The organism is Fulverythrobacter ferritrahens (assembly GCF_020539485.1).
Classification (GTDB): Bacteria; Pseudomonadota; Alphaproteobacteria; order Sphingomonadales; family Sphingomonadaceae; genus Andeanibacterium; species Andeanibacterium ferritrahens.
Genome location: NZ_JACDXU010000002.1, coordinates 759,540 through 783,350, shown reverse-complemented (window position 1 = coordinate 783,350; position 23,811 = coordinate 759,540). Strand labels below are relative to the sequence as shown.

The following is a 23,811-nucleotide window of genomic DNA, read 5'->3' as shown; positions in this document are numbered from 1 at the left end:
CGGAAAGGTCTTCCCGCGTCCCGTTGAGAGCGGTTCGTATCTGGCCCGCGCCCGCCGTTCGATCCGCGTGTTTCCCGGTCAGACAGTCGGCCGGAACACGCCCATGATTGAAGCGCTCATCCCGCCCGGCGTAGACCCGCTTGATGGCCAGCCTTCCCATATCACTCGGGCTCCACATCGCGAGGGGCGGGTTTACCACTGATCCATGCTGGCGGATCGCTCGCCGGAAAGGATTCAATGGAAGCCTCGTCAATCCTGTCCGGGATCGTTTCCTCGGCGAGAAGCCGGCGTACCCTGGCAGTAACGGCATCGAGCAGATCGGGGTCATCCCCGCCCCCAGCTTCGTTTTGCTGGAGGGCCGCCGCGACGAGTTCATCGAGCGTCTCGGCGCTGCTCGCATAATGCAGCCGAATTGCCGGCAGGATCAATGTGGCGAGTTTGCCGCTGCGATCGATCATTTCGAAGCCCTCCTTCGAAGCGAGCCCCGCCGGATCACGCCCAAGCCAGTTCCGGAACCGCGGACTCAATCCCCGCCACGGGTTCTATCAGTCTAGCCAACCCATACCATACTTTTGACCATATGGCGCACCCTATGCACGAGCGTGGCAAACAATGCCGTTCCGCTTGACCGAGCCTATAGAGTTTGGAACACTTCGGGCGCTCCTGCATTTTCGGGGGCAGCGCAGAATGCGGAGATGACCCATGCGGCTCTTAGCACTTGCCATACTTCCATTTGCTCTCACGACCTTGAGTGCATGTGAATCCCAAGCAGAAAAAAAGGCGGACGCGGCCGAAGACCAGGTGGAGCGTGAGGCAGCATTAAGCGCTTCCGCGGCGGGTAATGCTGAGGCGGCTCTCGGCCTGACCGAACGGCAACTTCTCGACGCGAACCTCGTCACACAGGACGGCTCCGAGCTGGGCGATATTGCCCAAATTCAACGCGATGCGAACGGCGGCGTAACAGGCTTCCTGGTTGAAATCGAAGACAGCAAGCCGGACCGCTTTGTCGTGGTTCCGCTCACCGGGCTTACGGTCCGCAGCCACGGCAATGATCGGGATCTTCAGACCAATATGTCTGCACAAGATCTAGCCAAGCTGCCAGAGGTTCGACTGAGTTCACCGTGAAGGGATCGCCTTTTATCTTCACGTAGATCTTCACCCGGGATCTCATCGAGGAGTTACTTCCAGTGGCTTAAGGCACCGCATCCGGCTCAGGCGCTGTCGGCGTAGCTTGGCTGCAAACAGTGGCCCGATGCACCACCGGCCAAGGGTTCCTGTTGGGCGGACCCAGTTTGCAAGTGACAGCGCCCGCCGCCTGTTTCAGCAGACAGCCGGAGCATGCGGTTTGGGGGGGCCCTGCCGGGTGGCGGGCAGCAAGTCCGGGCCGGTCGGGCCGGCCCGGCACGGTCAGTCAAACAATTCCTCGAGAAAGGATTTCCTTCGCTTGGGGTAACCCTTGCGATATTGGTGATGGCCGTCGCCCCAAGGCGATCCGGCGGACGGCTGCGCGTAATTCTGCTGCGGGGGGACAGGCTGGACCACTGTTTCGGGGGCCCTGCTCCGCTCGATGATCTTGTCGAGTTCTCCGCGATCGAGCCAGACACCCCGACATTGCGGGCAATAGTCAATTTCAACTCCTTGCCGATCAGTCATCGCGAGCGGAACCGCGCAAACCGGACAAGGCATGCCGACACCTGCATTTGTCATCGGTCATATCTCCCGACGATGCAGCAAGGCTGCGAGCGCAAACCGAATTGTTCCATCTACAAAACTCCCAGTGGCTGAACCAAATGGGATCACGATGCAGCAGGGCGAGATAGCAAATACGCCGAGCCGACATCGAGAAATCCCGATGCGGTCCGACATCACGATGACATCCATCGCCAGAGGGGCCCGGCCCGCAGATCAAATCTGGAGATTCTTGTTCCACATTCAAGGGCATTTGCCACGCAATTTGGCTGAATTTCAGATTCACCCGCGCGACGTTTAGGATCGAGCGCGGAAGCCACCTTGCCTATGAGACCGTTCGATGCCGGGTGAACAGGTTTGGAGCGGTAATCGAAGCCGGCATTCGCCACAAAAGTGGCCACACCGATAGCGTGTGGCATCTCAACAAGTCGGTCGCCCGGATCGCGGGCAAGCGGATATTCATAGGGCGGGCCACGTGGACAACGAGAGCGCGGCGCGCGTGCAGAAGCGCCCGAAGGGAGATTGGATCCACGGTTTCAGCGCCCAGAGGAAGCTGAGTTCTCAATTCCACTTGGTGTTCTTCGGATCAATTGATATTATGACTTTATGATAGCTTGACTGGGCCACTACGTGGAACTTCGTAGGACCGAATGCATCGGAGCCCATCCTGCAGCATACCCCGAACCAAGGACGGCATCGGTTCGACCGCCGAGGCTGCGGACCACTTTCCGATTAGCATTGACCATCACCGGCCCGGATCGTCGCGCAGGTCGTGGGTGCTGGGGGGCGACCTGCCTTCATGACCCGGGCAATTCGATGTCTGCCATTACTTCCCAGAGGAACAATTATTCCCTTCGCAGACCAATTTTCTACATTTGGGAGAGGCTATCATGATGATAAGACTTGCTATTTCTTCTGCCTTTCTAATCGTTGCGCCATTGACTGCGGCGCAGGCGCAGGTGCAGGGCACAGCGACCGGTAGCCTGGAGGTCCTTCTCTCCGTCACCGCCGCTTGCGAGGTCAACGGCTCCGCATCCGGCGGGACCGGCAAAGCCACGCTCGATTTCGGCGAGACCCAATTGCTGACGTCGAATGTCGATGGTGAGATCGGCATCGGCGGCGCAGGCGGGATCGAGGTGCGCTGCAATCCCGGGGTCGACTACACCGTGGATTTCGGCGCAGGGGAAAACGCCACCGATATCGCCAACCGGGCGATGGCGGGCCCCACCGGCAGCGTTAACATCCCCTACCAGCTATATTCGGATCCTGCGCGCAGCGTGGTTCTGAGCCAGGTCAGCGACACCGGCAACGGGGCCTTTCAGGGTATCCCGATATATGGCCGGGTGCCTGCGATCAGCCCGGCTCCAACGCCCGGGTCCTATCGCGATGTCGTTACCGTCACGGTTTCCTTTTGAGGGAGGGTAGAATGGCTTTTCGCTTCATTTTCGCCGGCTGCCTGGCTCTCGTAGCGTGCAGTGCCGCATCGGCACAAACTTCGTTCCGTGTGCAGCCGATCACTGTCGACGTGCGCGCGCCGTCGCAAGCGACTGCGGTGACGTTGCAGAACACGGGCAGTACGCCTGTTTCGCTTCAGCTGCGCGTCTTCGAATGGACGCAGGTTGACGGTGGAGACGTGATCCGGCCGACCACTGACGTGGTGGTGAGCCCGCCCGCCGCTACCGTTCCCGGCAATTCGACCTACACAGTCCGCGTGGCACGCACTGCCGGTGCGGTGACCAAGGGCGAGAAGAGCTATCGGCTGTGGATCGACGAAATCCCGGTCACGGCGACGGACACTGCCGACGAGGCTGCGGTGGAGGTCCGCCTTCGCTACGATATGCCCCTGTTCTTCGGCGCGGCTAACATCGCCCCCGATGTCACTTGGGCTGCGTATCGCTCGGGCGACAGCCTGGTCGTTGAGGCGACCAACCGCGGCGAGAGGAATGCGCGGGTCGTCGGGCTGCAAGTGGGAGATATCTCTTTCGGCAAAGGCCTCAACGGCTATGTCCTCCCCGGTGCCACGCGTCGCTGGACATCCCCGGCAGGTGCCAAGCTACCGCAGGCCAATGCCAGCGTGACCTTGGTCGCGGGAGTCGGCGCCGGTGAAGTACGCGCCCCCCTCAAGATCACGAGTCGCTAGAAGGCGCTGCATCCTGCGGGGAGTTCTGGCGGCGGGCTTCCTCCTGGCACTGGCGCCTCCGGCGCAAGGGCAGGAAGTTCCCGCCGCCGGACAGGTCCAACTCGTCCTGGAAGTTTGGCTGAACGGCGTGCGTTCGCCGCTTCTGTGGGAGTTCGTCCTGCTGCCGGATGGCAAGCTGGCGACAAGTTCCAAGCGCCTGGGGCTGCTCGGCTTCGATGTGAGTCATCTGCCTCCCGACGCTGCGCTGGTCCGCCTGGATGACCTGCCGGACGTCGATTATCGTTATGTCGAGGCCCGCCAGCTGGTGGAGATCGACGCAGGCAGCCGCGCGATCGTCCCTGTCGTGCTCGATGCAGCGTCCGTTCCCACCCCTATCGACCCTGACAAGCTCGTCCGAAATCTGGGGGCCGTGCTCAATTATGGCGCCTACGCCGATGTGGGCCCCAATTCCTTGGCTGCCACCGCGCAATATAACCTGCGCTTGCTCACCTGGCATGGCGTGGCGGAGACGAGCGGCTATGCCAACTGGGTTTCCGGCGCCAGGAAGGACTTTTCCCATGTCCGGCTCGACACCAATTGGCGTTACATCGACGTGCGCCGCGTGGCCGTGCTGACGATCGGCGATGCCATTGCTGACCCGGGCTCGATCAGCAGCGCCTACCGCTTCGGCGGAATACAGCTGCGCCGGGACTACGGCGGCCGCAGCGACCTGGTGACCAACGCGCTGCCGGTGCTCAACGGATCGGCGGCAGTGCCTTCTACGGTCGATCTGTACCTCAACGGCCTGCGCTATTTCACCGGCGAGGTCGGGCGCGGGCCATTCCAGTTTCGCTCCTTGCCGAACCTGGGGAGCGGCGCCACGGCGACCATGGTCCTGACCGACGCCACGGGACGGGAGACCAGGATCACGCGGCCGATCTATTTCGTGCAGGGGTTGTTGCCGCGCGGGATGCTCGACTTTTCAATGGAAGTAGGCTTTCCGCGCCTGAATTACGGCGTCAAATCGTTCGACTATTATCCCCAGATCGTCGGTTCGGGCATGATACGCTATGGCGTGACCGACGGTCTCACCCTGCGCCTCTATGCGGAAAGCATGCCCGGCCTCGTCAGCGCCACGCTGGGCGGGACGGTTCGCCTGGGCGGGTTCGGTGCGGTGACCGGGGCGGTGGCTGGCAGCCATTTCGAAGGTGCGACCGGTATGCGCTATCTGGTCGAGGCACAGGTGAGGCTGGGCGGGATCGATTTCTATGGCTCGGTCGCGCGCGCCGACACCAATTTTCAGAACATCGTGACCGCGACGTCGATCAAGGCCGGATCCCGGCCCCACGAACCCGACCCCGGTACCGGGCCGGTCATCGGGCCGATCGACGTGCCGATCCAAGTTGCCTTTTCGCGCCGCACCCAGCGTTTTGGGGCCAGCTTCACCATCGCCAAAACGGGGGTCAATATCGGCTATACTCACGTCCACCTGCCCCAGCGGGACGTCCGCATCGTGAATCTGGCGCTGAGCCGCCCGCTCGGCCGACGCATTGCCGTCTGGGCGAACGGCTATAAGGACTTCAGCGATCGGCAGGACTATGGCGTGGTCGCGGGCGTGAGCGTAACCTTCGGCAACCATAGCTGGAGTTCGAGCAACGTGTCGCATAACCGAGGCGCTACGATGCTGTCGGCGCGCTACACACACGATGCCGGCCAGGATCATGGGAACTTCGGCTGGAGCACGGTGGTGAACCAGGGGTTGTCGGGCGATGCCCCGAATCTTCGTGCCGCAAACCTTACCTACAACGCCCACCACACGATTCTGGGCGCAGGCATTGAGCAGTCTGGCGAGCGCATTACCGGGCATGCCTCCGTCGAAGGTGCGGTGGTGGCGATGGACGGGCTCTTCTTCGCGCCGCAGATCGGCAACAGCTTCGCGGTGGTGAAGGGCGCCAGCGCCGACACCCCGGTGGAGGTCAACACCCGCCCGATAACGCATACTGACAGCCACGGCCGGGCGCTGGTTCCGGAGTTGCGATCACTAGCCACGAACACAGTGTCGATCGATCCGCGCAACCTGCCCATAGACATGAAGGCGGAGCGGACCGAAGTGCAGGTGATCCCGGACGATCGCGCCGGCGTCATCGTGAATTTCGGCGTCGCGCCGCAAGCGGCGGCGGTGCTGGTGCTTGTCGATGCGGCGGGGCAGCCCCTGCCCGTGGGCTCGCTCGCCACTCTGGAAGGGCGAACCGAGGAAGCCGTCGTCGGCTATGACGGGCGCACTTATGTCACTGAACTCACCGCCCACAACCGGCTTATCGTGCAGCGCAAGGACGCACCGACTTGCAGCGTGGACTTTGACTTCGTGCCACTTCCCGGCAAGCAGGTAATGATCGGGCCATTGTCATGTCGCTAGCCGAATTCCTCACCGGGCAACCCCGAATTCGCGCGGCCGCCATGGTCTCGGCGACGTTGCTGCTCCTTGCCCTGTTGTTCTGGCCCCAGTCCGCGCGGGCCAATGTCGTTTGTTCGCTCGCCAGCCAACCGGTCACGCTCAGCTTCGGCAACGCGCTGACGGCCAATGGTGAAATCCGCTATACTTGCAGGAGCTACAACACCCAGTCGACAAGCTTCACGATATGCGCCAGCCGAGGCACTGCCAGCTATCCCGGGACGACGCAGCAGCCGCTGCTGCAAAGCGGCAGCAACGAGTTGGCCTTCAATGTCTATGTGGACTCGGCTGCGACCAGTGCCTGGACCTCCACGAACCTTATTGCTCGAAGTGTGACCGTGGCCGCGGGCGCCACGATCACCGGGAGCCTGCCATTCTACGGCAAAATAGCGGCCGGGCAGCAATCCCCCATCGGCAATTATCAGGCATTCTTCTTCAACAGCGTTCTGGGTTTTCTCACTCCCGATGGACGAAACTGCCTGCCCAACATCGCCGATCTCAACGGACTCGACTTCACCCTGTTCGTGACTGCAACGGTGCCGCAGGCGTGCAACCTCGGCACGATCGCAGCGATGGATTTTGGAACGCCTGCCGGTCTGTGGACGCGGGCGGACGCGGCTGCAGCAGTCCAGGTTTTCTGTCCGCAGAACGTCAGCTGGCAACTGGCTTTCGGCGCCGGCCTTCATGCTGCAGCGGGAGAACGACGCATGCAGAGTGAACAAGGCGATTACGTTACCTATCGGCTGTATCGCGACAGTGCTCGCGCTCAGCCCATCGGCATAGACGAAACAATCGCCGGGACGGGGAGCGGCGCCGTGCAGTCGGTACCGATGTACGGGCGTGTGGAAGTTCTACAGCCGCCAGCCGTGGGAAATTATTCCGACACGGTAATTGTCGTCCTTAGCTTCTGACAAGGCACCCATGAACGGCAAAGCCGCGGACGGGAAACCTCACTCGAAAAAGGCCGTCACCCGAATATCAACGCTCTCGCGCGGGATGCAATTTTCATTGGGATTATCGAATGCCGAATGGGCAGCGCGTTCCGCCAGACTTCCGTCCGTATCGTGTGTCTTGAAAACGAGCGCCTGATCCCGGTTCATCTGCGAAAACCAGCACCAGCGATGGGCGGGATTATAACGATAGAAAGATCCCTCCCACTCGATCGGCGAGCGGCCCGGAGGAAGCAGAACGACGTCGCCGCCAATCCAGTCACTCTCCTCTACGCTTCGGGCATCGCATACCGCCAGCGGGACGTCCTGCTGTGGCGGCGAAAGCGCACGCCAGACGCTATAGCCTGCACTGCGGCGATAACGGCCCCGCTCCTCCGGCGTGAGCAGTGCATCGGCGGCCAGTTTTCCCGATGTCCGGCTATAATCGGCGTGAATCATCCGGATAGGCGTGGTGGACCCGGCCGCCCCGAAACGCGCATCCCGTTCGGCGAAACGATGCAACAAGCCATTGGCCACCACCACTTTCGCAGCTCCGGTCACGGCCAGCATCATTTCCTCGATCTCTTTGCGATAGATCTGGTCGCGTTCATCCCGAACCCTGAAATCGGAAACCGAAGTCCGATGGCCCACAAGTTCGAAGCCCTCCCGGTCGAGACGAGCTGCGTCAACGGCCCCGCTGAGATCCTCGACAGGCACGCAGTGGGATACCAGATTCAATTTTGTACGAGCAGGATCGGACGGATAATTCTGCGGGCGTTCGTCCATCGGACCGAGATAATTGAGAACGGCCAAGATCGTTCGTTTTCCCGCGTGCCCGCTCGTCATCCCCGTCATCCCTCACATAAACATCGATTTTTCTGTCAATTTCCTCCTCTCAACCCCATATTATTGACTTTAGCAATAAGCGATTTAAGCTTCCGCCGAAATGCCTCACCTTGCGAAGCTGGTGGCAAAAATCGCCCATCCGGTTCAACCAGACCTCACGGTCTCGTACAGATTTCAATCCCGCGCTCGAACAGCACAGGCATAGTTCTGCTTTGACAGCGCGGGCTTGACAGTACCCTTGCTATTGAGATGACAAATAACTGACCTCGCATACGGATCTGCCTAATGAGTTGGCGCGTTCAGAAGCCCTTGCGCTCGATGGTCCAGTCCGATCCCGCACACAAACGGCAATTTTCGCCTATGAAGGTGCGTGCAGCGACGTTGTCCCCCTTCAGTTGCCATTCCAGCCAGTCAACGGCCACGCTGGCCACAGCTCCGCCCATGGGCTGGGAAAAGGTACCCCCATGACCGACTGGAAGATTGGCAAGTACGGCCGGAACCTTGTGCAGCCGGACGAAATCGTCCGTACCGTTAGGATAAGCAATGTCCGTCGGTCCGCCCAATATATAAATGACCGGCGTGTGCAGATCTTCGAGCGTCTCCTTTGACACGGTGATGCCCGGGATCGCGCTGGCGCCGCTGTTATATACCCCGCTATTGTGGATCAACACCGTCCTGATCCGGGGGTCGGCGGCCACCTGAAGCGCCTGCAATCCTCCGCAGGAATGGCCCGCGACCGCAAGCGCGTCGCGCGCGATCCGGCCGCGGAACCGGCTGCCGGCCCGGGCATCTTCGGCCAGCGCCCAGTCGAGCCCCGCCTTGACGTCCGCCGCACTTGTCGCGGCAGGCGGCAGGCCTCCGCCCGCAGGCATTCGTTGCGGCGCGCGCGGCGCGGTCGCCCCCGGCCCGCTGCGCCATTCTCCGACTGCCACAACCAGATAGCCGTAGGATGCTATCTGGGCGAGGTGAAGACGATGGGCCGTCCCATCATCAGCGCAGCCGCCATTTCCCCAGACAAGCACCGGCAGCTTCCCGCCACCGAAAGAAGAAAGGTCTTCCGGGCGGTAAATCACATGGTCTGGCAGACCAGGATCGGTCTCGATGATCGCGGGAAAAGGACCGTCGCCTGCCGTGTCGGGTACCTTGTTGAGCTCATCCTGCTGGCGCCGGAAGGCTTCCGGATCGGGTGCACCTTGTGCCTGCGCCGCCGCTGGGGCAGACGCGCCGAGGCACAAAATCCCACACATCAGCCCGGTCCACTTCGCAAAGGGCATCTGCAAGATCATCGACTTTTCTCCCAGTGTCAGGGCACGATCCTGATATCCACCTTCCGATTCTCGGGGCCACCCTCGATCGCTTCGTCGCCCGCGCGGATTACGAACTCCGTGTCCAACCCTGCGCCACGAAACATCCGTACGATCTCTTCGGCCCGTTCCCGTGCAATACCGGCGTGTTCTTCCAGCAGTTTTCCGTCACTCAACCGCGTTGCGCCACGGAAGCCAGTGACTTCCAGCCGCGAAGCCTTGCTCTGCTGGGCATATTCCAGTGCCGGTTGCAGGATACGCGGCGTGCGAAAACCGACCATCCCCTCGAAATCGTAGTCGACGGTGAAGTTTCTGACTGCGAAAGGTGCCTGCGGCACGGGCGGCGGGTCAAGATAGTCGAACGCCAGACGGCCCCGGCTGGGTCCCGGCGGACGGGGCGGATCGAAGCCAAGGTCGACACCCGGCCTGGCCATTCGCAATTCGTCACATTCAGGCGAAAGCTCGGGTATAATGGAAATCCGGATCGGCTCGATCACCTGCGCTCCGCATATCTCGCGATCCGTCGGAGTGCCCTCCACAAGTACCTTATGGCCAAGCGAGGGCGGATTAAACGGCGCCGAGACGTCGGTCTGGATGCCCATGTAATAGGTCTTGCCCTGATACTCCACGAGCCAGCAGGGCACTGTGGGCGTGTCCTGCACAATTGGACAGGCGACGAATGCCAGCCGCCCCTGTTCTTCTGCCTGAAGCGGCCCTGCCGCCAGCAAGGCCAGTACGGCGGATACAGAGAACATGCGCATAATCTCGCCCCTCCTCACAAGGCAGCCAGGAAATTGCCGAGATCGATCTTTTCCTGATCGCTGTACTGGATGTTGTAACGGCGATCGTAAAAGTCGATCAGTTCCCTGATCGAACCGGCGGAACCATTCGAAAAATAGGGCGCCCGCGCCGCCAGCCCCCGGAATTGCTGCATCACGATAGTGCCAACATCGTTGCACCGTCCGGAAATCAACGCTCGACCTGGATCCTGAGTGTAGATCACGCGCCCGAGATAGGGATGCGGATGCGCACTGCGCCGACAAGTGATCTTGAACAGCGGCATCAACTCGTCCTCGGTCTGCCAGGGGTTGCGGGGTGCTTCCTTCGCCCAGGGCAGGTTCGTAGTGCCAATATCCATCCAGCCATTGACCGTATCGAGCCCGGTCATGTGCATGCCGTGGCATGTGGCGCAGGTCCGCTTGGTCGGATTGCCGAGCCCCACCGTGTTGAGGTGCATTGAATCCCGTATCCAGAAGGTGCGGAAGTGGAAAATCTGTTGCCCACGCAGGATCGACTCCCGCATCCTGCGCGTTTCGGCCGTTTCGTCCGGTTTGGCAGACTGCCACGCGTCGCCCATCGGAATGACCCAGCGGGTCGTGTTGTTGCCCAATACCCCGCGCGCACCATGCAGCAGATTGTAGGGCCCAAGGCCGGGCGGTCCGTCTTGCTCGACAAGACTGCCCCCTGCTCCCATATCGACCTGCGCGGCATATACCTGACGCTCGAATGCCTCGATCCGTGCAACCTGCTGCGGGGTCAGCCTGCCTGCGAACTCGAGATGGCTGCGCGCTGCATCGTTCATCTGGCTCTTGAGCGTCACAACGCGGGCATCGGCCATCATGTTCATGTTGAGCGGCTTGCCCGTTTCGGGATCTCTGAGAGCAGGTTCGCCGGTCTTGCCCACAAACGGGCTCACTCCGAAATTCTGGTGAACGACATATTCCATATTCGCCACCACCCGGGGACGGCGATAGACCGAAATGGTCGGATTAGGACTGTTCAGCCCATAAACCGGATCGGTGTTGCATCCGCCCGGATCGCGGACGACCTCGATATCGAACTCCGGCTCGAACGGCTTTCCATCAGCCCCGCGTGGAGGCCACGGAATGGCGATCCGGAACAGGCCGCGACGGAGCAGCAGGGAATGTGAAGCGGGATCGTCTTTCGGCAAGTTGGGACAATTTGCGCCGTCCACCATCGCAAAGATCGGGTCGGCGCCCTGAGTCTCTTCCCAACGTTCGCGGATGGACTGCACCGACAGGCTCATCCCGTCGCTCGGCTGATGGCAACTGACACAGGCTCTGCCATTGGTGCCAATGGGCTCGAAGAACGGGTGCCCCCTGGTATCCACCGGGCCGCCCGCATTGAGGATACCCAAATGCCCGCTGGCATTGGGATAGACTGCTAGCTCAGGCAGCGTGGCCCCATCGCCGGGGCTCCACCAGCGTGGCTTCTCCCCTGCATGTTCCTGGGTTCTGCCACTCGTCGCCACGCTGATCGCGAGCAGTGCCAAGGCGGCAGTCAGGACAACCCGTCCAGCCCGGCCTGTATTGGCGTTTGCTTCCCCATTTTGCTGCATCGACATCCCCATCTCGATTTCTTGTCTGTTCAATCCGCCTTTGGCGCCCGTTCTCACCGCTCTTTCTCGGCCAGCCAGGCGAGAATTTCCGCCCGATGTTGATCAATGCGCGGAGGGGGTTCGATCGTGGTCTTCTCGCCCGGAGACATGCGAAAACCGATATTCGGAATGGCGATCTCTCCCAGATCGGGAAAGCCCTCCATCTCGACCTTCAGCAGCGCATCCTTGCTGCACAATTCGGCAGCCTCGCTCACGCGACGGATCTTGCCGCATGGTATGCTGGCAGCGTTAAGTTCCCGCTCCCATTCATCCGCGTCGCGCGTGAGGAAAACAGCCTGCAGGGCCGCGTACATTTCCTTGAAATTGGCGCGCCTGTCGTCCGGCGTGGCAAAGCGGGGATCGGTCAGCCATTCATCGCGCCCCAGATGTCGAGCCAGCGCCTCGAACTGGTTGGCCTGGACTACGCCGAGCGAGATATGCCGTTGATCGCGCGTCTCGAACAATGCGGCGGTGGGCAACCCGCTATAGCCCGTATTGCCAAGGCGCTTCATCGTCTTGCCCGTCGTCAGGAACGGCGTGAGCGCGGAAGTCATGAAGGCAAGGCTCGCCTCCAGCATGGAGACGTCGATATAGGCGCCCTCGCCGGTCCGCTCCCTCTGAAGCAACGCACCAAGAATGGCGACTGCTGCGGTCTGGCCGGTCAGCGTGTCGACAATCGGGAAGCCGATCCGAACCGGAGGATCGCCCTCCCCGCCGCTCAGCATCATCATCCCGCTCGTCGCCTGCACGATATTGTCGATTGCAGGCCAGTCCCGCTGGGGGCTGTTCTGGCCATATCCCGACACTGAACAATAGACGATGCCGGGATTGTCCTCGCGCACGACATCGTAGCCGAGGCCGAGGCGCGAGATCACGCCGGGCCGAAAGTTCTCGAGAAACACATCGGAACGAGAAACAATTTCGCGCGCAATTTCCAGATCGGCCGGGTCCTTGAGATTCAGCGCGATGGATTTCTTGCCGACATTGGCCGCGATGAATGCCGGGCTCATCCCGTCATAGCGGCGATCGGCCCCGTAATTGCGAAACTGGTCGCCGGCGCGGGATTCGATCTTGATCACCTCCGCACCCATCAAACGCAGCATGTGCGAAGCAAATGGCCCCGCCATAACATGGCTGAAATCGGCCACTCTGATACCTGCAAGCGGCTGTGTCACTGGGTTCCCCTACATGCTACCTTGTCGCGACCGACCAGGCTGCGACGTGCAACCGCGAAGGCGGTCGATCCATTGATTGCGAATTTTTCCAGGCTGCGCGCATTAGCTTCAGCATCGCGCAAATAGATCGCGTCAAAACGGGCCTGGTCGCTCCGAGAGGCAGGCGACATGACAACGCGCCCTGCCGCTGCATCCCTGCCGACCTGTTCTGAAATGCGTATCTCATCGGCCAGCGCCGCTTCCCACACCGCGGTACTTTCCTGAAGGATCGAACGCAGTTCAGGGGCAAGCGCGTTCCACCGGTCCAAACCCATGGCGCGAGCAGGATAGGCACCGCGCGGAACTTTCAACTCGTAATAATACTTCCCCACTTCCGCGAGATGAAGAGCACGGAACGTATCGGGCGGAGCGATGACACCGTCGATCACCCCCTTCGCCATGGCCGAATAGACCTCGCCCATCGGCATGTTGACCGGATCGGCCCCGAGATTGCGCAGAACCGGCAGCAGTTCGGTGGGCGCACGAATACGCAGGCCCTGCAAGTCTGCGAGGCTCCTGATCGGCCTGTTGCGCGTCACGATTCCCGGCAGCAATCCCCCCTGCACCGCCAGAATCTTGAGGCCGGCCAGTTCCTTGCCGATTTCAGGCACGTCGCGTTCGAGGCAGCGATACAGTGCCAGTTGGGACTCGATTGAATCCGCCCCACTGTAGAAACCCGACTGGACCCGGATCAAATGGGCCCCTCCCCGCGTATAGATCGGGGTGATCAACCCGATATCGGCCACTCCGTGCCGCAATTCCTCCATCGACATATCGGCCGAGAGCAGCGCGCCAGACCAGATCGGCCTGATCACCAGCCTGCCGGCAGAACGCTGCTCCACAAAATCGATCCAGCGCTGGTCGGCGCGGCTGAAGGGGTGCGACGGAGGATAGGGCGTAGCATAGGTCAGCTCCGTCACACCCGGCGGCAAGGGCCGCGAACAGGCAGAGAGCAGCAACAGAAAGAGGAGAAAAAACGGCCTCAAGCCAGCCCCCTTTCGGCCAGAAATCCGGAAACCATCGCCACCATCCGGTCATGGTCCCAGATTTTCGCGTCCACCATGTCCGCGTCGATCATCAACACGGGAACCCCGGCGGCCTCCAGCGCGATGGCGGTCAGCTTGGTGCCGGATTGGGAAAGGCGGTTGTCGGGCGGCAACAGCATTACTGCGGCATCGATGCCGCAGCGTGCCGCCTCCGCCGTCATCCAGCCATTCATCCAAGGCGGCAGATGCAATGTCTCGTTCATCGAGGCCACGCGGCTCGCCAATGCCTCCATCGGCTTGCCCTTGATGTCGCGAATATAGGCCGGCCCGGCAAAGGGCATGTACATCGACCAGACGAACACGGCGCCCAGGCTCTCTTCCATTGACTGGTAGAAGCCGGGATCGTGCCATACGCCCGCGCCGATCCACATCAGACGCAGCTTCTCGTTGCTGGCTGCGCCCTTGCCCTCGGCGATGCGTTCCAGAACCTCGTCGCGGAACTTTCTGGCATGGGCCACGGCCCAGTCGGAACCGCGATGCCATTGCGGGATCATCGTATTTGGCATCTGCTCGGCGATGGAGACCGGGCACGGCCGGGCTGCTCCGATCGCCTGAGCTGCCTCCCAGATGAAGCCCTCCTGGACGTTGATCTGCTCCATCAGATGATGGAGGCGGGCCTCTTCGAACTTGCGCCCCGTGCGGTTTTCCAGCAGCGAGATCAGGTCCCGCATTTCGCGGACCATCTGCGCAATCCGGTCTGGCTGGTACACCCGCTCCCAATCGGATTTCGAATGAGCGAACCAGTCCGGGTCCTTGTCTTCCCAGGCCGGTGCTTCTATCGGGAAGAACTCGCTGCCCAGAGCCTGGGACCATTGGCCGAACACCTGCTGGATACAGTCACAGGTAAGCCGCGCGACCAGCACCGTCGGCGTCGGCAAGCCGCCCCAAGGCGCGGTTTCGGGCTCATTCGCCAGAGTGCAGGCAAGGCCAAGCGAGCAATATTTGCAGCTGTTGGCCGGATACCCCGCTTCCACCATCGCATCGAAATAACGGGAGGAGAGCTGCTTTGCGGAGATATAGGCGGACCACCACTGGTTCGTGATGATCGGAATATCCATCGCGTGAAAAATCTCGTGGGGCGTATCGGCCTGGACGATAGCGAAGGGCTCGCCCTCGTCGATCACGCGACGGCGCAGATCCTGTCCAAAGCGCTTCTGGAATGCCGTTGCCTCGGCCGTGCAGGCCAGCGTCTTGCGGCTCCGCTGGTTTTCTGAAGAATTCACCGGAAGACTCCCTGGGCCTCGAGCTGTGCGATACGGTCCTCGCTCAGGCCGCAGATCATGCGGGCAACCTCATGGGAATGTTCCCCCATCAACGGTGCCCGGAAGGGTTCGAAGGAATTGACGGAAAAGCGCAAAGGGGTCGCCATGTGGCCGAATGCACCGAGCAACGGATGGTCCAACATCGCCAGCGCCCTGCGTGCTGCAATCTGCGGGTCCCACTCCAGCAGGTCCTCGCAGTCCTGAAGGACGCCAGCAGCGAAACCTTCGCGCTGAAGCTTTTCTGCAATGGCAACATCCTCTCGGACCGATGTCCAGGCAGCGATGTCCTCTCCGGTGATCGCTTTGAGCCGCGCCATCTCAGCCTCGCTCGCCACGCTTATTGCAACCCAGCGTTCGTCTCCGGCGGCAGGAAAAACGTCCTGAAACCAGACGCCCGGATCGGCATTACCGCTGCGCTGCGGGCGCTCGCCCGCCTTGGCCGCCGCAATATAATCACGCATCTGCTGAACGCAGATTTCGTACATCGCCGCATCGATATGGCAGCCCCTGCCGGTAACACGCCGATGCTGCAACGCGGCAGCGACGCCGGCAGCCATGACGTAGGGCACGATAACGTCGCCATAGGGCACTGCGCCGGGAATCACCGGATCGCGGTCCGGATAGCCAGTGAGATAAGTCCTGCCGGACAGCGCACCGCCGGTCCCGTCGACACCCCATTCCTGTGCGAGCGGGCCCGTCTGGCCATAAACACTGCCCGAGACCATCACGATACCGGGATTGCGTGCCGCGAGCCGCTCGTAGTCGAGACCGAGCCGGCCCATGGTGCCGGGTGAAAAATTCTCCACCACAACATCGGCCCATTCGATCAGTGGATCGAGTACTTCGCGGGATGCTGGCTGCTTCAAGTCCAGCGTCAGACTGCGCTTTGAAGTGTTGAGATGGGCGAACCAGGGCTTGTCGTCGAGGCTCGTCGGGCCGGACGCGGAAACCTGAACGTCCAGCCGGGCAAGATCGGGGCGACTGCGGGATTCAACCTTCACGATCTCCGCGCCGAGATCACCCAGCGTCTTGGTAGTGATGGACCCCACCAGCGCCCATGCGAAGTCCAGAACCCGTACCCCGGACAGAGGGCCGGGACGGCCTCCGGTGCGAATGGCAGGCGCCTGCCGGACGGCGGGCGCCCCGCCCTCACGCAGGCTCATGAACCTGTCCGGCAGGCCGCTCGACGTGTCGAAAAAGCCTCGAGCTGCCAGGTGCGGATCGTCCAGAACGTCAGCCGGTTCGTTCACCACACAGGCATTGATCCCGCGCCTGAACCCCTCGGTCGCGATCTCGCACTTGCTGCGCGAGGCAAAGAAATGCGCCATTGCAGCTTCCCATATGGCTCGCGTCTCCGCCGGGAGAGTGGATCGGTTATAGGCCAGCCAGTCCACCCCACGCATCGGATTGTCGAACCCGGTCTCATCCATCCAGTCAGACAGGGCCTTGTTCGCAGGCGCGCCCAAACGCCCGGTCATCAAGGCGTGGAAGCACCAGCCATCGGCCAGTTTCCAGATCACCCGCACCTTTGCCTTGCCATAGGCAATGCAGCCTCCCGCCCGGTCGAGCTTGCGCCGGTCAAACTGCCACACGAGCACGCCATTGACGTTGCGGCTCATTGCGACCTGCTGGACCGAGACATCGACATGCTGGCCTTTGCCATGCGTCCCCCGCGCATAATGCGCGGCCATGGCACCGGCGGCGGCAACCATATCGGCATGGAAGATGCAGGCATCGCCTGCTTCCTTGACCGGCTTCTCGCCCGGCTCCCCTGTGAGCCGCAGCGCGCCGCCCATGGCGGATGCGACCAGTTCACCCCCGCGCCAATGCGAACGCGGACCGCCCGAGCCGAAGGTCGTGACGGAAACATGCACGGCATGTTCCGGTAAACCGAGCCCCGCGACAGCTTCCAGACCGAGATCATCGATCACGAAGGATGCCGCCGACAAATCATCGACTGGCGCGGCGCCGAGGGAGCGCAGGAACCGGGCCAGCGGGCGCCGTTCCATGCCGCCGAGGGCAACATAGCGATGACCGGCCAGCGGCTTCATGGTTTCACTCCTTCAAGGAATTTCCGGATTTCATCAGGGGCACCGTCACGGCCCAGCCAATCGCGCCGCGTCATCACCAGATGTGGGACGCCAAGCTCTTCCAGTGCGCGCCGTTCGGCAGGAAGGTGCCAGGCATAGGCCTCGTCCTCCTCGATCCTCCACAGCACTACCGCGCTGGCTCCTGCGGCACGGACCTTCGCAGCCATCAGCTCCGCAGGATCGGCAAAGCTGCGCGGACCGGCCGTACGCCCGTGCAATTGCCGGCCAAGCGCCTCAACCGGAGTACTGCACGAAAGGTCGACCTGCGGCCCCGGATCGCTCCATTCCTCTTCCAGCGTGACGCCGTGCGGAACAAAGCCCGCCCTTCTCACTGCATCGCCAAGGCGGCCATCGGGTGTGGGTGTTCCAGCCAATAGACAGTTCAGCCCAACGGGTGGCTCAACGATCGTCGAGCGGCCCTGGTTGGACACCTCGATGGCATTGCCCAGTGCGGCGTCGTCCACACCAAGGCGGTCGGCGAGCGACCGGACCTGGGCGATTGTCCGATCGAGGCTGCTCTGCCGGGGAATCTGGGCGAGGTCGAAAATCACCGGCTCGGGCCCCTTGATATGGCCCCGCCGCCGAAGTTCGCAGATGTAATAATAAAGGCGCTGGGCCGTATCGTCCGCACGGGAAAATACCGCAGTCTCGATCCCGTCATAAGCACCCGCGGCCCAGCGTTCGAGCACGCAGGGCGCCCATGGCGCGAACTTGCTTTCCAGCCAGCGTCTCGCCACCGGCGTGGGGGCATCGAAATCGGCGAGCAGTGGCCCGGCATAACGCCCGGTGGCTTCAAGGATTTCGAGCGGAAGGAGAGGCCCTATCGAGGCAATCACAGGTCAGACTCCAAACAGGCCCGGCAGCCACAGGGCCATGGCCGGGAAAAGTATGAGCAGCAGCAGATGGACGAAATCGCTGGCGAGAAAGGGCGTAACCCCCCTGAAGACCCGGCCGATGGAGACATCCTTAGCCACGCCCTGGATCACGAAGAGATTCATACCCAGCGGGGGATGGACAAAGCCGATCTCCATCGCACGGGTAATGAAAATGCCGAACCAGATTGCCGAAAGTCCCGTGGCTTCCACGATGGGCAACAGGATCGGCGTAGTCAGCAGCATCAGCGCCAGACCGTCCAGCACGGAGCCGAGGGCCAGCAGGAACAGCGCCAGCAGCACAAGCGTGCCGATCCTGCCCAGGCCAAGCCCGTCAATCAGACTGCCCGCCGCGTCGGCAAGGCCGGTAACGCCGACAAAGGCGGAAAAGATCAGCGCACCGATGATGATCAGATAGATCATGCCGCTGGTGCGCAACGTCTCCTCAAATGCGCAATAGAGGGCCTTGCTGCCGAGCTTGCGCCGCAGCATCGCGATTGCCAGCGCGCCCGCTGCACCAATCGCGGCCGCTTCCGAAGGGCTTACCCAGCCCAGCGCGATCCCGCCGATCACGAGCAGGACCAGCAGCGCGATTTCCCAGATTCGCGCCAGCGCGGGGATGCGCTCAGCCCAGGGCACGCGCGGCCCGGCAGGGGCAAGGTCGGGCCTGCGCCGAACAAGCAGGAACACCACAAGCGCATAGAACAATGCCTGGGTAATGCCGGGAATGATCGCCGCCGTGAACAGGTCTCCGATCGATGTCTCTGCGATGATGCCAAACACGATCAGCGCGCCGGATGGCGGGATCATCTGCCCGAGGGTGCCGCCTGCGGCAATCGTGCCAGTGGCAAGCGCATCATCATATCCGCGCCGCCGCATTTCCGGCAGGGCAACAAGGCCGACGGTGGCTGTGGTGGCAAGACTGGAACCATTGATCGTGCCAAAGCCCGCACAACCTGCGATGGAGGCATAAGCCAGCCCGCCCCGGCGATGACCCACCATCTTGGCCGCGGCGTCGAACAGGTCCCGGCTGGCGTCGATCGAGAAGAAGATATGCGCCATGAACAGGAACAGGGGCAGCGTTCCGAGTTCATAACGGGTCAGCGTATCGATCACGATCACGCCGCTCTTGATCAGAGCCGCTTCCGGCCCGATCAAAAGGGCCAGCCCGCCCAGTCCAACGAGCCCGAGCGCAACACCGATCCTTCCCCCTGCGAGGAGCAGGAACAGCAGGATCACAATTCCAGCAAGGCCAGTTCCGGCTGTAGCCATCATCGCGCCCGCCTCCCGAACAGGCGCGCCAGTGCGACCAGCGCAGCCATGAGGAGGCAGGTAATTGCGAACAGGCGCATCCAGCGCCAAGGCACGCCCAGCACTTCGCTACGCTCATAACCGTGCCACAAATCCACGGCGATCCAGACAGAGCCGGCCAGCAGCGCGAGGAAGAACAGGAAGCTGAGCAAGTCCGAAAACCGGTCGGCGACCGACCGCATTTCGGGCCCCAGCCGGTCGATCAGCAGCTTCACGCGCGCATGGGAGGAAAAGAGCGTGGCCACAACGATGCCAACCGCACCGGAAACCAGCACGAACGGTTGCATCAGTTCGATCGAACCCGTGAACGGCCGGCCGACATGGCGCCCGATCACGGAAAACGTATCGACCGCCGTAGCAGCCAGCAGGGCCACCCCGCCCAGCCAGATCAGCACCCTCTGCATCATGGTCACACTTCCTCCAGGACTTGTCCGTCCGGCGCAATATGGATGGGAGGCAAGCCTGCGCGTGTGGTGATGTCTTCCATATAGCGGGTGATCGTCTGCGCTCTGGTCCCATCGGCCCGGACAGGTCGACCGGGGGGCTCGACAAAAACCGGCACGATCCCAGTCTGAACCACCCCAGCCGCATCCAGCGTCACAGAGCCGACGAAGGCATTCACCGCTTCAGGATGAAAGGGGGCGAGCGGATAGTCCGGATCAGGCTCGAAGCCGAACAGGGCCTTGCGCCTTTGCGCCCATTTGCGGCGCAAAGGATGGTCCTGATCCGGCGAAAGGGCGCGAGTGACCACGCAGCCATTGCCCATTCCGTGAAAGATCGGGCGTCCCTTATGGAACTCGATCCCGCGCGCGATATGGGCATGATGGCCAATTACAAGGTCCGCCCCGTGATCGATGGCCGCACGGGCCAGAGGCCGTTCATAGGGGGCGAGTACTGCCGGGCGGTGCACAATGCCCTTATGCAGGGCGACGATTACGAAATCCGCCTCCTGGCGGATTGCGGCGATATCGTTGGCCAGGATCTCGTAAGCTTGGGGTGCAATACTCTCGAGCGGAGCAGCAGGCGCGACTGGCGACCCGTCCGTGGTGAGCAATGGCAGATAGGCACAACCGGCGCGGTCGTGCCTTGCCCATGTCGCTTCCGGCCCCACACAATTATAGCTCAGCAACGCGACATTGCGGCCCTTCGCCGACAGCATCGCCGCGCGGCGTGCCTCACCGAGAGTCCTCCCGGCCCCGGCATGGCGGATGCCGAGCCGGTCGAGTTCTGCAATAGTGTCCGAGATTCCCTCTGCTCCGCAATCGCCAATGTGATTGCCCGCCAGACTGACCGCCGTGAAACCTGCCTCGGCCAACGCCGCAAGGTTTTCCAGCGGCGCACCCGGCGCCGGAACATCCCCGCCATATTCGAAAGTGCTGCGCGTATGCGGCACTTCCAGGTGGCCTATCGCCATGTCGGCATCGCGCAGCAGCGGGGCGATGCCTGCCAGCCAGTGCCCGGCGTCCGGTTCATCGAGAACCAGATCGCCGGTGAACACTATGCTGAGCCTATCAGCCGGATCGCGAATGTACCTTACTCCGTTCCGCTTAGAACTGCTTGCGCAGGCTAAGGGCGAACAGGCGCCCGATCGGATTTGCGGCCGTAGGGTCGAAGCCGCCGCCGCCATTCGCCGACTTGGCCAGATTGACGTAAGGCGGATCGACATTGAACAGGTTGCGGACTTCTCCCGACAGGGTCAGCCCTTTGAAGGCATCGCCCTCAAAGCTCTCGCCAACCCGCCACGTAACCGACAGGTCGACAGGCGTGTAGGAATTCACCTTCTCGGACGGCGTAATCGCTGTGTTCTCGTATCCGCCGACATGGGTTGCCTGCAGTCTCGTGGTCACTGGCCCGTGTTCCCACGAAACCGAGGCGCGCGCCTTGAAGGTCAGCGGCTGGAAAATCTCGTTCTTGAGATCGAGCAATTTGCCCGCCGATGAAACCGCCACCTTATATTCCGTGAGGTAGGTGCCGTTCGCCTGGAAGGTCAGGCTGTCATCGGTTCCCAGGTTGAGGAAATAGCTGACGTTGAAGTCTATGCCGCTCATCTGCGACCGGCCCAGATTGAGGCTGCGGCCGTCGACGAAGATGTAATCGGAGATGGGCGTCGCATCAGTGTAAACACCCGCGATCGGCCGGACGACGACGCCTGCGGCAATCAGTTGCTCGATCCGGTCCTTCGCCGCCTGACCTCGCAGGATCACGCCGGTGCCAGCATATTGGTCTTCCAGCGACAGCACGGCGAGGTTGGACAGCAGCCCGACGATCTGATTGTCATAAGCGATGTCGAAATAGGTCAGCGAAACCCGCAGATCCTGCGTGGGTTCGAAATCCGCGCCGACGGTCCAGGTCGTGGAGGTTTCCGGGCCGAGATCGAGATTGGGGCCGGAGCCGTAGGTATATCCAAGCACCGTAGCCGGCGTGCCCGACGGGTTGGTGTAAGCCTGACCGTAAAGGAAGGTGCTGTTGCCGTAAATTTCCGGGAAGCTCGGCGCGCGGAACGAAGTGCCGTAAGTGCCGCGCAGCTTCACCCCCTCCACCGGCGTCCAGTTAACGCCGAACTTGGGATTGGTGGTCCCGCCTACATCGCTGTAGGCATCGTGGCGCACCGCGGCATTGATCACCAACTCTTCAAAGCCGGGCGTAGCGTTGCCCGGCCCGAACAGCGGCAGGAACAGTTCGGCGTAAACCGAATCCACGGCGCGGTTGTAGATGTTCCACGTCACATAATCACGGCTGAGCTGCATTTCGAACTCTTGCCGCTCATAGCCTACGGCCAGCTTCACTTCCCCGCCCGGAAGCGAAAAGAGCGGCCCATTGGCATTGGCCTGATAGGTCGTCAGTTCGGCCTTGGTCGGGAAATAGGCGGGAACGTCGAAGATGTCCTTCAGCACCGCGGGATTGGTGCGACCGAGGCCATAGGGATCGAACGCCTTGTTCGGATCGCTGCTGGCCAGTGCCGCAGTCAGCGCGGTACGATCAAGCCCCAGATAGGACGCCGCATCGTCATCGGTCTTGCCGAAGCCGACAATGCCCTGGAGCTGCCACTCATGCGGCAGCTTGATCTTGATCCCGGGCGTGACCTGCCAACTGGTCGTCTCGCCGGAGTAAACGTCAGGAGCGATGTCGTTCTCGAAGCTATAGGCAATGGTGTAGCTGTTGCCCGCAAATCCCGGCGGCGCGACATAGAACGCGTTGGTATTGGGCACCGTCAGGTCGAAAGTCAGCGCGCCCGGAATGCGCGAGAATTCGCGATGGGAATAGAAGCCGTCAAACAGCAGTTCGACATTGTCCAGCACTTGCCAGCTGGCCGTGCCGTTCACGGAATCATATTCGCTTTCCGGCGAGAGGTCTCCGCCAATCAGGCTTTCGCAAAGGTTGCGCGTTCCCGGAACGAGGCTGGCCGCATTAGCCGGGGTAAGCTCGGCCGGCATGGCATAGGACACACCGCCCGCGATGATAGTGCCGGGCGCGCACTGTCTGGTGCGATAGTCCTTGCCGCCAAAGGGCGTCTGGTCGCTGACATAGAAATCTCGATCCTCGCCCGAGAGGTTGGAACGCTTGGCATGTTCGTAAGCGATCATGACCTGGCCGCGATCCCAGACCTTGCCCAGGGCGAGGCCCGCGTTCCATTCCCAATAGGCGCCGTCTTCCGCCGTACCATAGCGGGCGAACGCCTCGCCGCCATCGAGGTTTCGACGGGGGATGAGGTTGACCACACCGGCGATCGCGTCCGAGCCATAGATCGCCGATGCGCCGTCCGCGATAACTTCCACCCGCTCCACACCCAGTGAAGGCAGAACCGAAGGATCGATCGCGCGGCCATTGCTGACCATGCGATGACCATCGGTGATGATCAGGGTCGAGAACGGCCCGAGACCACGCAGGTTAATCGAATTGCCCCAGGTCGCATTGCCGTTCCCGCCGGCCTGTGCACGTGAGTTCTCCGAAATGCCGAGGTCGAAGACCTGTGGCAGTTCCTTGATCATGCGGTCGACCGTGATGGTTCCTGCCTGCTCGATCTCGGCCCGGCCGAGAGTGGTCACAGTCGCGCCGACCGGGGCAACGCCCTGGATGCGGCTACCGGTAACGATGATCGCGCCACCTTCGGCTGCGGGCCCTTCGCTATCCTGCGCGATGGCCGGATGCGCTGCGGCAAGGCCGAACAGGCCGATCGCCACGCAGGACGCGCCTCGCAAAAGGCGCGAGGCAGGATTTATTCCAGATTTCCTCATTGTCATTCCCTCCCAGTATCTCTCGCCAACTCCCGGCAGCTTTT

20 protein-coding genes are annotated in these 23,811 nt (G+C 62.0%); 5 read left to right on the top strand and 15 right to left on the bottom strand.

The window, feature by feature from the left end:
* Positions 1 to 161: 161 nt before the first annotated feature.
* A complete protein-coding gene (locus tag H0274_RS11850) occupies positions 162 to 458 on the bottom strand; it encodes a hypothetical protein (protein WP_226795641.1) in 297 nt (98 codons plus the stop codon).
* Between the two features lie 289 nt (positions 459 to 747).
* On the opposite strand from H0274_RS11850, the gene H0274_RS11845 reads away from it, so the two are divergent.
* Positions 748 to 1,125, top strand: a complete 378-nt coding sequence (locus H0274_RS11845; RefSeq protein WP_226795640.1) for a PRC-barrel domain containing protein — start codon at positions 748 to 750, stop codon at positions 1,123 to 1,125.
* Between the two features lie 282 nt (positions 1,126 to 1,407).
* On the opposite strand, the gene H0274_RS11840 is transcribed toward H0274_RS11845, so the two are convergent.
* Positions 1,408 to 1,707 (bottom strand): TFIIB-type zinc ribbon-containing protein, encoded by a 300-nt coding sequence (locus H0274_RS11840; RefSeq protein ID WP_226795639.1) that lies wholly within the window; start codon positions 1,705 to 1,707, stop codon positions 1,408 to 1,410.
* A gap of 920 nt (positions 1,708 to 2,627) precedes the next feature.
* Between H0274_RS11840 and H0274_RS11835 the strand changes: the two genes are divergently transcribed.
* The 4 genes from H0274_RS11835 (at position 2,628) to H0274_RS11820 (ending at position 7,171) form a co-directional block, all read left to right on the top strand.
* Positions 2,628 to 3,104 carry a Csu type fimbrial protein gene (locus tag H0274_RS11835; RefSeq protein ID WP_226795638.1) on the top strand — a complete coding sequence of 159 codons (477 nt, stop codon included), beginning with the start codon at positions 2,628 to 2,630 and terminating at the stop codon, positions 3,102 to 3,104.
* A gap of 11 nt (positions 3,105 to 3,115) precedes the next feature.
* Positions 3,116 to 3,829, top strand: a complete 714-nt coding sequence (locus H0274_RS11830; RefSeq protein WP_226795637.1) for a fimbrial biogenesis chaperone — start codon at positions 3,116 to 3,118, stop codon at positions 3,827 to 3,829.
* Positions 3,830 to 3,956: 127 nt separating this feature from the next.
* Complete coding sequence (locus H0274_RS11825) at positions 3,957 to 6,224, top strand: fimbria/pilus outer membrane usher protein (RefSeq protein WP_226795636.1); 2,268 nt, start codon at positions 3,957 to 3,959, stop codon at positions 6,222 to 6,224.
* Positions 6,215 to 7,171: a Csu type fimbrial protein gene (locus H0274_RS11820; protein WP_226795635.1), complete on the top strand. Its 957-nt coding sequence runs from the start codon at positions 6,215 to 6,217 to the stop codon at positions 7,169 to 7,171. Before H0274_RS11825 ends, H0274_RS11820 begins: the two co-directional genes overlap by 10 nt.
* 39 nt (positions 7,172 to 7,210) lie before the next feature.
* On the opposite strand, the gene H0274_RS11815 is transcribed toward H0274_RS11820, so the two are convergent.
* The 13 genes from H0274_RS11815 to H0274_RS11755 form a co-directional block, all read right to left on the bottom strand.
* On the bottom strand, positions 7,211 to 8,002 hold the full coding sequence (locus H0274_RS11815) for a CmcJ/NvfI family oxidoreductase (protein WP_226795634.1): 792 nt from the start codon (positions 8,000 to 8,002) through the stop codon (positions 7,211 to 7,213).
* A gap of 332 nt (positions 8,003 to 8,334) precedes the next feature.
* A complete protein-coding gene (locus H0274_RS11810; RefSeq protein WP_226795633.1) occupies positions 8,335 to 9,321 on the bottom strand; it encodes an alpha/beta hydrolase in 987 nt (328 codons plus the stop codon).
* A 17-nt stretch (positions 9,322 to 9,338) separates the two neighbouring features.
* Positions 9,339 to 10,094: a hypothetical protein gene (locus H0274_RS11805; RefSeq protein ID WP_226795632.1), complete on the bottom strand. Its 756-nt coding sequence runs from the start codon at positions 10,092 to 10,094 to the stop codon at positions 9,339 to 9,341.
* Positions 10,095 to 10,114: 20 nt separating this feature from the next.
* On the bottom strand, positions 10,115 to 11,704 hold the full coding sequence (locus H0274_RS11800; protein ID WP_226795631.1) for a hypothetical protein: 1,590 nt from the start codon (positions 11,702 to 11,704) through the stop codon (positions 10,115 to 10,117).
* Between the two features lie 47 nt (positions 11,705 to 11,751).
* Positions 11,752 to 12,912 (bottom strand): CaiB/BaiF CoA transferase family protein, encoded by a 1,161-nt coding sequence (locus tag H0274_RS11795; RefSeq protein WP_319018242.1) that lies wholly within the window; start codon positions 12,910 to 12,912, stop codon positions 11,752 to 11,754.
* On the bottom strand, positions 12,909 to 13,871 hold the full coding sequence (gene dctP / locus H0274_RS11790; protein WP_226795630.1) for a TRAP transporter substrate-binding protein DctP: 963 nt from the start codon (positions 13,869 to 13,871) through the stop codon (positions 12,909 to 12,911). Before dctP ends, H0274_RS11795 begins: the two co-directional genes overlap by 4 nt.
* 62 nt (positions 13,872 to 13,933) lie before the next feature.
* The gene (locus H0274_RS11785; protein ID WP_226795629.1) at positions 13,934 to 15,220 is read right to left on the bottom strand and encodes a 2-hydroxyacyl-CoA dehydratase subunit D; all 1,287 of its coding nucleotides are present in this window, start codon (positions 15,218 to 15,220) and stop codon (positions 13,934 to 13,936) included.
* Positions 15,217 to 17,310 (bottom strand): CaiB/BaiF CoA-transferase family protein, encoded by a 2,094-nt coding sequence (locus tag H0274_RS11780; protein WP_226795628.1) that lies wholly within the window; start codon positions 17,308 to 17,310, stop codon positions 15,217 to 15,219. The genes H0274_RS11785 and H0274_RS11780 overlap by 4 nt, the downstream gene beginning before the upstream one ends.
* Complete coding sequence (locus H0274_RS11775) at positions 17,307 to 18,185, bottom strand: hypothetical protein (protein WP_226795627.1); 879 nt, start codon at positions 18,183 to 18,185, stop codon at positions 17,307 to 17,309. The genes H0274_RS11780 and H0274_RS11775 overlap by 4 nt, the downstream gene beginning before the upstream one ends.
* A gap of 3 nt (positions 18,186 to 18,188) precedes the next feature.
* The gene (locus H0274_RS11770) at positions 18,189 to 19,496 is read right to left on the bottom strand and encodes a TRAP transporter large permease (RefSeq protein ID WP_226795626.1); all 1,308 of its coding nucleotides are present in this window, start codon (positions 19,494 to 19,496) and stop codon (positions 18,189 to 18,191) included.
* On the bottom strand, positions 19,493 to 19,939 hold the full coding sequence (locus H0274_RS11765) for a TRAP transporter small permease subunit (protein WP_226795625.1): 447 nt from the start codon (positions 19,937 to 19,939) through the stop codon (positions 19,493 to 19,495). Before H0274_RS11765 ends, H0274_RS11770 begins: the two co-directional genes overlap by 4 nt.
* Before the next feature lie 2 nt (positions 19,940 to 19,941).
* Positions 19,942 to 21,030: a CapA family protein gene (locus H0274_RS11760; RefSeq protein WP_226795624.1), complete on the bottom strand. Its 1,089-nt coding sequence runs from the start codon at positions 21,028 to 21,030 to the stop codon at positions 19,942 to 19,944.
* A 49-nt stretch (positions 21,031 to 21,079) separates the two neighbouring features.
* Positions 21,080 to 23,713, bottom strand: coding sequence for a TonB-dependent receptor plug domain-containing protein (locus H0274_RS11755; protein WP_226795623.1), 2,634 nt, complete (start codon positions 23,711 to 23,713; stop codon positions 21,080 to 21,082).
* Between the last annotated feature and the right edge of the window lie 98 nt (positions 23,714 to 23,811).